The organism is Vibrio sp. ZF 223 (assembly GCF_003050585.1).
GTDB lineage: Bacteria > Pseudomonadota > Gammaproteobacteria > Enterobacterales > Vibrionaceae > Vibrio > Vibrio crassostreae.
Genome location: NZ_PIGB01000001.1, coordinates 646,018 through 657,784 on the forward strand (window position 1 = coordinate 646,018; position 11,767 = coordinate 657,784).

Annotated in this window: 6 protein-coding genes; all 6 read left to right on the forward strand. The window is 44.9% G+C overall.

All coding sequences use genetic code 11. From position 1 onward, the window contains the following. The first annotated feature begins 32 nt into the window (after window positions 1–32). The gene (locus CWO13_RS02755) at window positions 33–1,352 is read left to right on the forward strand and encodes a sensor histidine kinase (RefSeq protein ID WP_057622636.1); all 1,320 of its coding nucleotides are present in this window, start codon (window positions 33–35) and stop codon (window positions 1,350–1,352) included. 99 nt (window positions 1,353–1,451) lie between these two features. Continuing rightward, window positions 1,452–1,727 carry a hypothetical protein gene (locus tag CWO13_RS02760; RefSeq protein ID WP_048664464.1) on the forward strand — a complete coding sequence of 92 codons (276 nt, stop codon included), beginning with the start codon at window positions 1,452–1,454 and terminating at the stop codon, window positions 1,725–1,727. 564 nt (window positions 1,728–2,291) lie between these two features. Further along, window positions 2,292–4,646, forward strand: a complete 2,355-nt coding sequence (locus tag CWO13_RS02765) for a M4 family metallopeptidase (protein WP_108082499.1) — start codon at window positions 2,292–2,294, stop codon at window positions 4,644–4,646. 143 nt (window positions 4,647–4,789) lie between these two features. Further along, a complete protein-coding gene (locus CWO13_RS02770; protein ID WP_102431729.1) occupies window positions 4,790–6,346 on the forward strand; it encodes a M28 family metallopeptidase in 1,557 nt (518 codons plus the stop codon). A 705-nt stretch (window positions 6,347–7,051) separates the two neighbouring features. Beyond that, window positions 7,052–8,944 carry a methyl-accepting chemotaxis protein gene (locus CWO13_RS02775; RefSeq protein ID WP_108082500.1) on the forward strand — a complete coding sequence of 631 codons (1,893 nt, stop codon included), beginning with the start codon at window positions 7,052–7,054 and terminating at the stop codon, window positions 8,942–8,944. A 217-nt stretch (window positions 8,945–9,161) separates the two neighbouring features. After that, a complete protein-coding gene (locus tag CWO13_RS02780) occupies window positions 9,162–11,759 on the forward strand; it encodes a hypothetical protein (RefSeq protein ID WP_108082501.1) in 2,598 nt (865 codons plus the stop codon). Window positions 11,760–11,767 lie beyond the last annotated feature (8 nt).

An 11,767-nucleotide genomic window follows, 5' to 3' on the forward strand; every position in this document is an offset into this window, starting at 1 on the left:
GCTCACTACGAGCGTAATGAAAGAGAACGATTATGCGACGTATCTTTTTGGAGTCCTTAATAGGGCTGTTAGTTTGTTTTATGGCAGGCATTATCGCCTATGAAATCTGTGTCTATCAGCTCAATACTGACTACGAATATGTTCTGCAAGATTATGAAGCCACAGCCCACCAGCAACTCATAGAGAACATCGCAAAAAATCAGGGGCTTGAAGCGGCTCAACAAGCCATGAACCAGTTTGTCGAAACCACTCGAAATAAACTGATTACGTTCAATCCAAAAGATGAAATACCAAGCCCTGTTTCAGAGTTCTTCTCGACCAACCCAAATACCTTTATCTTCCACGATGATGAGCGTGATCTTTGGTTTCGCTTAGCAAGCAGTGACAATACCTATCATTACCTACCCAACAGTGAAGCGTTCGTTAGGCAAAAAATAGAATTGGAAGATGACCTCATTTGGTTGTTCTTTTTAGCAAGCTTTATCCTGTATGGCGTATGCCACCTATTTATCATCTTCCGCCGAGTTAAGAAGCTTGAATCGGCGACGCTAGCCTTTGCTGAAGGGGATCTCTCCTCGCGAGCCGAGACCTCAAGCGGCATTGCAATCGGCTCACTCAATAAGTCTTTCAACCTAATGGCCGACCGCATTCACCGGTTAATTGAGAGCAATCGTTCACTCACCAATGCGGTCGCTCATGAACTGCGCACGCCGATATTCCGGATCCAATGGCAAGCTGAAATGCTTAAAGACACACCGCTCAACGAATCTCAGCAAGAGACTGTAGAAAGCATTGTGGAAGATACGGAAGAGATGGAGAAGATGGTCGACGAGCTATTGTGTTACGCCAAGCTGGATAGCTGCGACCTCGAAAATTTGCAGCAGCCTGTCGAGATAAATGACTTTCTTGGCCACGCAATGACGCGTTGGAACAAAGATACAGAGCTCAACATCAACCTATCACTGCCAGAGCAACCATACGAGATTCTTGCGGATGAGATACTGCTGAACCGCGCCCTAGATAACCTCGTACGCAACGCCATGAAATTCGCACGATCTCAAGTGTTAATTGAAGCCAGCACGCATCAAGAACAACTGAAAATTGCAGTACATGATGATGGTGATGGTGTGACTCAAGAGCATCAGGCTCGTTTGTTTGAACCGTTTTACGTAGGCGATAAAGCACGTAACAAAGCCAAGAGTGGCCATGGTTTAGGATTGTCTATCGTCGAGAAGATCTGCGCTCAACACAACGCAACCGTGGAGGTAGGTCAAAGCCAAACCTTAAAGGGTGCGGTATTCACCATAACCATTCAGCTATGTAATGGTTCGACTGACAAACCCATACAGTAACTACGAAACACCTCTGGAATAATGTTCAACATCGGTCGGGAGATACTGTCTCCCATGAACCTATTGAATCTAAACTCCAATCATTCTTAAGGTGTGTTCATGAAAAAGTTATTAGTTATTTTGGGTATTGTCTCTCTTGCAGGTTGTTCAGGTATTAGCCACAACGATGAAGTTTACACAGCGCACGCTGAGAGCTTTAACATTGTCGGTTTCCAAGTTCCAGGTAATACTCAAGACCGCGCAATGGAATTAGTGCCTGAAGGTGCAACTGTTGATACGATTCGCTCAACAAACTCTGATACGAGCTCTGTTCTGGGTATCATCAACCGTATTATCGGTATCGACTACGTTCAAGTTGGCGGTAAAAAGCAGTAATTAGCTTTAGTTACAAACCATAGTTAAGTGTCTTCGTTACGTACCTTTAATCAGTAGCCTGTACAAACTAAGTTAATCTAAGCCAGTGACCCGTCGCTGGCTTTTTTCATCCAGCAGATTTTGTGCTCTGTGCCAAAGAAGTGCCCAATCCCCCTTCCCTCTTGTAACTAACAATTCGAAAAATAAGCCTAAAAATCTTCAAATTCTTATCAAAACTGCCCTTAAAATCGCTTAACAGCCTTCAGGTTAAAATGACACTTTCAAATCGTTGATACTTCTATCAGCTCGGAACACCTTAACTGAGGCACAGATCAATTTACTTAAGAATCTTAATTTCCAATAGAAATTAACACTTAATAAAAGTGTCATAATTTTATAAATAAAACATATAGGTGCGTTCAAAAATAAACAGAAACGATAACTATCTGTAAATACGAAAAATATAAGTTTCATGAATAAAAGAGATCATTGCCATGCTACTAATTAATCGGATCGAATGATGTAAATTCATTGTGATAATTTTGTTACGTTTTCATGGATTTTACATGGAAAGAGAAAATAACAATGAAAATGAAAAAACGTTTAGTTGCCGTTGCTATAGCGAGTGCGATGTCTTTATCAGTACATGCAAGTGAATCAGTTAGCATCGATCAACCGATCAACTTTACTAGCTTTTCTGGGTTGAACACTCAGTTAGGCGTCAGTAACGCCTCTAGCTTTAAGATGGTAAAGGAAGTTAACCTCAAAAAGCGTGGCATCTACAAAGTCAAGATCCAACAGAACATCTGGGGAACGCCAGTATGGGGACATTACCTAAATGCCACCCAAAGTGTACAAGGTGGCGCACTTAAGTCTGTTCAAGGCAACTACCTTAAAACGACGACCCTAGAGCGATCGTTTGTTAAACCATCGATCAACAGCTCTCAAGCCGTTGAGCTTGCGAGTAAAGATCTCAAGGTTCAGGGCTTAACAAGCAAATCTTTAGATAACGTCCAGCATGAACTGTTTATTTATCAAGGTTCAGGAAAACAAGGACATGACAAAACACGCCTAGTCTACGTTGTCTCTTATCTTGTCGAAGGCAGCGAACAGCCAACTCGACCATTCACCATGCTAGACGCACACACCGGCGAAGTTATCGACCGTTGGGAAGGTATTGCTCACGCACAGATCGGTACAGGCCCTGGTGGTAACGAGAAAACAGGCATGTACGAGTACGGTACCGACTACCACTACCTTGATGTGGTAGAAAACGGCACAGAGTGTGTGATGGAATCGGAAAATGTCGTTACCGTTGACCTAAATGGCGCGACAGACGGCGACACCACTTATAGCTACGAATGTCCTCGTAACGAACATAAAGAAGTAAACGGAGCCTTCTCTCCACTCAACGATGCGCACTACTTCGGTAACATCGTGTTCGATATGTATAAGAACTGGTTCGACACAGCGCCGCTCTCTTTCAAACTCATGATGCGTGTTCACTACGGTAACAACTACGAGAACGCATTCTGGGATGGCAAGGCAATGACATTCGGAGATGGTGAAAGCTTCTTCTACCCACTTGTAAGTCTAGATGTGTCAGCGCACGAAGTGAGCCACGGTTTCACTGAGCAAAACTCAGGATTGGTTTACGCAAACCAATCCGGTGGTATGAACGAAGCTTTCTCTGATATGGCAGGTGAAGCGGCAGAATACTACATGAAAGGTACCAACGACTGGATGGTCGGCCGTAATATATTTAAAGGCGACGGGGCTCTGCGTTACATGGACGATCCATCACGCGATGGTTCTTCAATCAATAATGCATCCGAGTACTACGATGGCTTGAATGTTCACTACAGCTCGGGTGTGTTTAACAAAGCCTTCTACCATCTTGCAACCACGCAAGGTTGGGATACCAAAAAAGCATTCGAGCTTTTCGTGTTATCTAACCAAATTTACTGGTCGGAAAATAGTGACTTCTGGCAGGGTGCTTGTGGCGTGAAAAACTCAGCAAACGACCTTGGCTACAATGCCGATGACGTTGTTTCTGCGTTCGGTCTGGTGGGTGTTACCCCATGTGCAGAGCCACCACTGCCGCCAGAACCGGAATATCAACGCCTTGAAAACGGTGTTGAAGCTGCGGTTGCTGGTGAAACCGGCTCAAAAACTTACTTCGATATCGAAGTACCAGAAGGCCAAGACAAGCTAACGATTGATCTTGCTGTGTCTACTGGTGATCCGGATATGTATGTCGGTCTAGATTATGCGCCAAGCTCTCAAGAGAATATCTGTAAGAGTGAAAGCGTAACCAATGAAGTATGTGTAATTGAAAACCCAACAGCTGGTCGCTACACGGTGAACATTCTGGGTTACTCAGATTACGCAGGTGCAAACCTGAAAGCATCGTACGAATCAGGCAATGCTAACGTACCGCCAGTCTCTTCTTTCGAACACACGGTCGTAGGCAAAGAAGTAGAGCTGCGTAGCACAAGTTCGGACAGCGATGGCCAGATCGTTTCTTACCAATGGAACCTAGGCGATGGCAACACGCAAACCGGTGAAGTGACTCGTTATACCTACGCTGAAGCTGGCGACTACGTGGTGACTCTAACCGTGACTGACGATGCAGGCGTTGCAACATCGACAAGCAAGTCGATCACGATTGAAGGTGACTCAGCACAAGGCTTCCCGCTAAAACTGAAGTTTGGTAACAAAAACCCGAACGGTAAGGCTCGCGTTAAGCTGGCATGGGATTACGACACCAATGACTACTTCGTGATTAAGCGTAATGGCAAGAATGTTGGTGCTACAGACTTTAACTCATACGTCGACAAGTTCCGTCACAACGGCACAGTAGATGTTGAGTACCAAGTGTGTACCTCAAGCGATATCTGTTCAGAAACCAAGCACTACCGTTTCATTAAAACACAGTAATCAATAGCAAATTCAGGGCTCCGAAAGGGGCCCTTTTCGCGGTTAACTGTTCAGCAAATGAAACATCTACACAAAAACATCCACGCACTAAACAAAATTCACACCCATCAACACAACAATACTCACTATAAAAAGGACGACAAATGGCTATTCAAAAAAGCATGCTAGCTTTGGCTGTGCTCGGAGGCTCTTTAGCCTTAACCACCAGCACTTCGACTTACGCATCCCTAGGTATCACACCACCAGCGAACGAAGAAGTCTGGATTACCACCGATGCTGACGCACAGCATATAATGACTCAACATGGCGCAACAGTTTACCCAAGCGTGACTGGAAACAAGCATTCCATCGTCGCGAAAATCAACCAGAAAGAGCTGGCGAAACTCTCTAGCCACATGCACGAAGAAACCCACCGTTGTGGTGGCTACATGGTGCACGAAGACAAAGCAAGCGCACTCAAAGCGGCAGCTATGCCACTGACCATGAGCAGCTTCGAAAAGCCAGTTATCAGCCATCAAGATACGGTGAACGATCTGCTATCTCAGGTCGAGCCGAACAACATGGTCACGACTATTGAAAACCTAACCAACTTCACCAACCGTTTTTATACTACTTCTACTGGTGTCGCTGCTTCAGATTGGCTTTTAGAGCGTTGGGAAACAGAAATTAAGGATGTGCCGTATGCGTCTGCACGCCAGATCACGCATGCCGAATACCCACAGAAATCCGTTGAAGTGACACTGCTTGGCGCTAAATATCCTGAAGAGATCGTCGTGGTTGGTGGACACCTTGATTCGACCGTTGGATCTTGGACAAGCGAAGGCACCATCTCACCGGGAGCCGATGATGATGCGTCTGGTATTGCAACGGTAACAGAGTCGCTTCGCCTGATGATCGCCAGTGGTATTCAACCAGACAAAACCATTAAGTTCTATGGTTATGCTGCAGAAGAAGTTGGGCTACGTGGCTCACAAGATGTCGCCAATACATTAAGAGACGAACAAGCAAACGTTGTATCGGTACTGCAATTAGACATGACCAACTACAACGGTTCAGCGCACGATATTACCTTCATCACCGACTACACCGACAGCAACCTAACGGCTTACCTGAGCGAGTTGATTGATACCTACGCGAGCGACATCAGTTACAGTTTCGACCGTTGTGGCTATGCCTGTTCCGATCACGCATCATGGCACAACGTTGGCTACCCAGCAGCTATGCCGTTCGAGAGCATGTTCAACGATTACAACCCTAGCATCCACACGCAGCATGATACGATTGAGAACTCAGATCCAACTGCAACCCATGCCTCGAAGTTCGCTAAATTGGCGATTGCTTATCTCGTTGAAACTAGTCTGGATTCACCTGTTGCAGGTCCAACAGAACTTCAATATGACGTCCCTGTTGAAGGACTATCCGCAGGTTACGGTGAAGAGCAATTTTTTACCCTAACAACGGAAAACGCAGGGCAATTAACCGTAACCATGACAGGCCCTCGCAGTGGCGATGCCGACTTATACGTCAAATATAATGGTGTGGTATCAAAAGCAAACTTTGACTGCCGTCCATATCAGAACAGCAGCAATGAACAATGTGTATTGAACAAACCTGCGGGTGAATTCAGCATCATGGTGCGCGGCTATCGCAACTTCAGCGATGTATCTATCGTCGCTAACTTTATCCCTGATCTTCTCTAGGGCTGACTAGCTAAACTCAAGAATGACATGGCTCACTGCCAAAATAACAAAAAAAACGCAGCTGAACTGGCTGCGTTTTTTGTTAGGGAGACTGAGGAACTTGAGAGCCAATACTATTTTACGAAAATGAGTTAATTTAAGTGTAAATAGAGAGATTCTTTTCACCTAATAATGACCACAAATATATTACGCCTATTTCAATCAGTGAAAACCACTCCCACATATTAACTTAAATAAAAGCTAAAATAGAAAAACCTTAATTAGATACTTCTTTATTAACTCTATTCTCTCCTCTCTATTATGGGAATCAACAACTCAGACCAGTAAGAAAGTTTAAATAAAATTAAACAAACTTTCATTTTATGATTTATTTAAAGTAAACAAATGCCATAACCTTATTTTAATCAAGGGCAATAATCAACAAGCAACCCCATACACACCAAGGCATAAGCAATAAAACCAGCAAGTAAGACCAGTTTAATTCTGGGATATTGGTTCAATAAAAACAAGCACTCGATACACCAAATAAATAAGTAATCAATGCATTTAATAAATATTGCATATATTAATTAGATGTATATTATTCACAAATAAACCAAGCTTATACGTGAATTTTATAAGTGTTATATTATTTAAAGTTCGGACATTCGCCTGAATTATAAGAAATCTTAAAAATAATCAACACTACTTATATTGGAACAAGTTATGAGTGCTAAACTAAAAATAATGCTTTCTATTATGGGGCTAACAGTCATGTTAATCATGACGACAAGCTTTTTAAGCTGGAAGAATTTCGAGACTTCGTCGACCGTAAGTTATAAAAAACAGTTGGGATATAAATCTCAACTTATCGCAGATACTATCGGACAGAAAATTAATCGCTACTTTGATATTTTGAAAGTAGTGAGCAATGAGCTGTCTTTCGATGAGCGTGGTCAAGTCGACACATCACGAGCAATCACAACGCTCCATAGTGCCATGAGCTCAACCAAAGTTACTAACATCTACTTTTCTCTAGCGGATGGCACTTCCTACTCGTCAAAAACCAATGGCATCATCGAAAACTTTAATGCCAAAACCAAACAACGTGAATGGTTTTTGAAAGCAATGAGTGGCGAGGACAAAATCATTACTCGTCCTTACCTGGCGTCAACCGGTGACCAAGTAATGTCTCTAGCAACGCCTATCTACAAACAAGGCAAGATTGTCGGCGTTGCTGCTCTAAACATCCTGGTTGAAGACCTGACCAGATTCACCGAGCAACTCACCACAAATAATAAAATCTTCGTCACTCGTGAAGATGGCTTTATCTTAGCCGCACAAAACCCGTCTTTAATAGGGAAAAGTATCTTCAACGAGATCCCAGCTTTTGCGAACAGAGACACCACGCGAGAAGAGAGCTTCGAGTACGTTTATCAGAATACGGAGTTCTTGGCAGCAGGCGCTAAAATCAACGATCTTGGTTGGAGTGTATGGGCGTGGGATAAAGAGACCAATGTTAATCAGGACTCAAAAGATAACCTGACTGAAACTCTGATCACCTCTTTGACGCTACTGCTTATTTGCGCGGGTTGCGTGTACTACGTTGTTGAAGTTTTGGTTTACCGCCCACTCGGTGGAGAGCCAAGCGAAATAGAAGCGACCGTAGCTAAAGTGGCCTCTGGTGACTTTACCGCAATCAAACAACAACAGGGCAAAGCGATTGGTATCAATGCTGCAGTTAACGATATGGTCAATGAGCTGAGCACCACAATTGAGACCATCCGTAACTCATCGAACGACCTGTTTACCTTTGCAGAAGGCATAACCAACGCAGCCGACAGCGTGAATGCCAGTTCTGCCTCGCAAATGGAACAGCTAGAGCAAACTTCGACGGCAATGAACGAAATGTCGGTCGCTGTAGATGAAGTCGCACAAAACGCTCATCGAGCTTCAGAAGCGGCGATGCAAGCAGCGCAAGAAGCACAGTTCGGCAATCAAACGTTTGATACTGTAAATCACAGTATTGTGAGCCTCTCTCAAGGGATTCAAGAAGTTTCCGACGTCATCAACACCGTAGGTGAGAAAACCTCAAGTATTGGCACCGTATTGGACGTGATCAAAGACATTGCAGACCAAACCAACCTGCTTGCCCTTAACGCTGCCATTGAAGCTGCACGAGCTGGTGAGCAAGGCCGTGGTTTCGCGGTTGTTGCTGACGAGGTTCGTAACCTAGCCAACCGCACTCAACAGAGCACCAATGAGATTCAAGAGGTGATTACTTCATTGCAGCATGAAGCCAATAGCTCTATGGATATGATGCAGATGAACCGAGAAGCATCAAATGTCACCATGGAGAATGCGAAACGAGCACAGGCTTCACTCAATGAAATCTCGAGCTCTATCACCGTCATTGAAGACATGAATACACAGATAGCCACAGCGACTGAAGAGCAAACCCTTGTCGCAGGCGAAATCAACCAGAGTATCGTTGACGTCAATGACAAAGCCCGCGAGACACACAACTTGTCGGCATCAAACCAAGAGAAAGCTTCGGAACTTATTGCACTGTCTGAAAAGCTCACGCAAGCAGTCAGTACCTTTAAGCTAAACCGTTAACCTCAACAGCATTTAATAGAAACTGATTAGGGGGAGGCAATTCCCCTAATCACAACGCCAAGGCGAAAACCTCATCTCACTGCCCGGGTGATTTGAGTAAACGATTTCTCGAAGTACCCCTACACAACCTCTAGCTGTCTCTTTTCCATCTCGGCAAGGAGAGGCTTTTTGCTTTCTAAATTAAGCATATAACTTCACTAACAATAAGGATAAACCTATGAAGTTAAAAAAAATAGCACTTATTACTGCTATGATTTCATCCAACGTTAATGCCTTTCAGGTCTGTAACATCGGCGACGAATATAACGTCTTGGACAGCGAAAGCTTTCATCAGATCCGACAGAAAAACTATGATGCCTTCGGTGAAGGTATTACGCCTGAAAACCTTTTTCCATCGGCACCAGAGCACATTGTCGACTTAAAACCCTCTCTCTCTGAAGCCAGTGATGTTTTCCCTGAAACTGCTACCTTGCTAGAAACAGGACCCGCCTCAGCTGTTACGCTAGCACCTGAAGAAGCGGCAAGACTGATGGACACATTAGGCCGCTCAACGACGGGGCTAGCGCAAGGCGCATTAGAAGCTCTGGGACCGATTGGCGACGCGGTTGCCGTTGGACTTTGGGCAAATGAGGTCGCAACTAGCTTCCAAGATGAATCACGTACCTCTTACGATCGATTTGCCACTGTAATGGGACTCGTCGATTGGTTTGGCGTTTTAAAGCTGCCCGCGAGAGAGATCGACCGCCAAATTTTGAGTAGTCGCTGGGATAGAATTGCAGCAGGTAACCATTACAGTTATCACGTTCATGAGGATCTCGTCACCCAGCAAGATTTAAGAGACAAAATTTATTGGGCAGAACTCGCCTCAGATCAGCAAGCGATGTTGAACGCCGTTGCACGAGGCTTTGCCACCGATCTTGCCCTCAAATACCAACAACATTATCAAGAAGTGGTAAAGGCTCAGACCATTATGGCGGAAGAGCTGATCACCGCGGTCGACCACGAGCTCCGCAAGGCCATCTTTAGCCAACTGGCTCTCGACCATAAAGACTCTCGTCTGTTTGCATCAGACATTGCCGCTAGCTGTAACGAGGAAACTCGAGTACTGGCAGACCTTTATCCTGATCATGATATTGAAGAGAGTAATTCCCTGCCACCAGCACTACCTTCAAAACGCCAAGCGAACCGCGCATTGGCCAAACTTCAGCACTGTCAGCAGAACCTGCTAGATCAAGCAATTGCCAAACTGAATGAGTTACGAACAGGTCAAATTGAAGGGCTTGATCAAGCTGCAGTTCAACAGCTATATGCTCGCACACTTGCAGCCAAAACCCAGATCATTGAAACGGCAGATAACCATATCAATCTGCTGATGAGTAAGCTGCAAAGAGATATGTTCACACAAGGTGATATCGCCATAGAGCGACTATTCCGTTCAGGCTCGGTCGACACCATGCATAATTTCTTCAAAGGACAAGCAGAGCGCAGCGCCATTGACGAGATGACACGCAGCATTTTAGGACGCCCAGCAACAACACAAGAAATACGCAACAAAGAGATCGTCCTTCAAAGTGGTTACGAAAAATGCGTTCGTATTGGCATTCTAGGAGGCGATCCAAACTTTAGAGGGTGTGTTGAGTACGTTTGGGTGCCGGCAGAAACTCGCCCATTTATTTCATCTGAAGATAACGTGATTGCTCGGATCTCCTCGCCAAGTAAAGAAGCAGTAAAACGCGTGCTTTTCGATTCACTTAGTAACCTAATTGATCATGGCTGGAATGCCGAAGCTGAGGAGCGTTGGTTGGAACAACAGCTGTTGGACTTTTCTGCGCAGCAACGTCTAAAACAGCAAGCCGAATTCGACAAACAACAGGTCTATCACTGGTTACTGGACTCAAGCGCAATGCTTGAAGGTGAATGTGGTGGCGGTAGCGCATGTGCTGGGTGGAGCTTGTCTTACCTTCAAAAAGAGAACCTTTCACGACAAGCGTCGCTGCATTACATCAACAATTGGCACGCAAACTACTCCGGCAAAGGCGCCTATGTGCACTCGAAGCGCTATCAAAAGCTTGGTGGCTTGATTACCGCTGCGCTAGAGAGCGAGTGGCAAGCTAAGAGAGCTGTCGAATTTTATAGCTTCACTTACCCAGGTAGCATTGATCTTCAAAAAAATGCACCACTAATTTATTCCGCACTGAAATCATCCTCACTGGATCTTGCTCATCTGGAAGGCAACACGCTGCAACTCGCGAAAGGGATCGTAAAAACTCGTCTTGCTGAAGCGATCAGTGTCTCCGACAGCAACGGTATTGAGTGGCTACATTCACAAGTGGGCCAATTCCAGCGCTATACATCGATCATCCATTCTCAGCATATCTCTACTGGGCACTACGCCTCTGGGGAAGGTGAAGTCACCGCTCTGTTTTCAGAGATGCTGCCTGCTCACCTTATGCGCTACCTGATTTCAGACATCATCCCTGATAGCTACGATGCGCGCATTGAGCGCTCTATCGATGCCATCTTTAACCCAACGTCTGAACTCAATCAAAAGCTCGATAAGTTAAGCAATACAAACGAAAACTTTACCTATAAACCGGGCCGTAGCTGCATGATTTACTACCCATACCTTAAGAGCGCACTGCTTGATGTTGCGGCTGATGATGACCTGTATTGGATTTCGCCTATCTCAGAATGGTACGACGCCGTCACTCGACAACAACTCAATATGTTTGGTGCTCTGAAGTATGCCGTCATCAATCAGAACACTTTCGGCATTCCATGTGATTTAAGCCCTAACAGCTACCAATACCAATAAAGGGCGGA

Excerpts from the sequence above, each read along its gene's own strand:
- CWO13_RS02755 (WP_057622636.1), top strand. The coding sequence starts at position 33 with ATGCGACGTATCTTTTTGGAGTCCTTAATAGGGCTGTTAGTTTGTTTT.
- CWO13_RS02780 (WP_108082501.1), top strand. The coding sequence starts at position 9,162 with ATGAAGTTAAAAAAAATAGCACTTATTACTGCTATGATTTCATCCAAC.
- CWO13_RS02775 (WP_108082500.1), top strand. The coding sequence starts at position 7,052 with ATGAGTGCTAAACTAAAAATAATGCTTTCTATTATGGGGCTAACAGTC.
- CWO13_RS02770 (WP_102431729.1), top strand. The coding sequence starts at position 4,790 with ATGGCTATTCAAAAAAGCATGCTAGCTTTGGCTGTGCTCGGAGGCTCT.
- CWO13_RS02765 (WP_108082499.1), top strand. The coding sequence starts at position 2,292 with ATGAAAATGAAAAAACGTTTAGTTGCCGTTGCTATAGCGAGTGCGATG.
- CWO13_RS02760 (WP_048664464.1), top strand. The coding sequence starts at position 1,452 with ATGAAAAAGTTATTAGTTATTTTGGGTATTGTCTCTCTTGCAGGTTGT.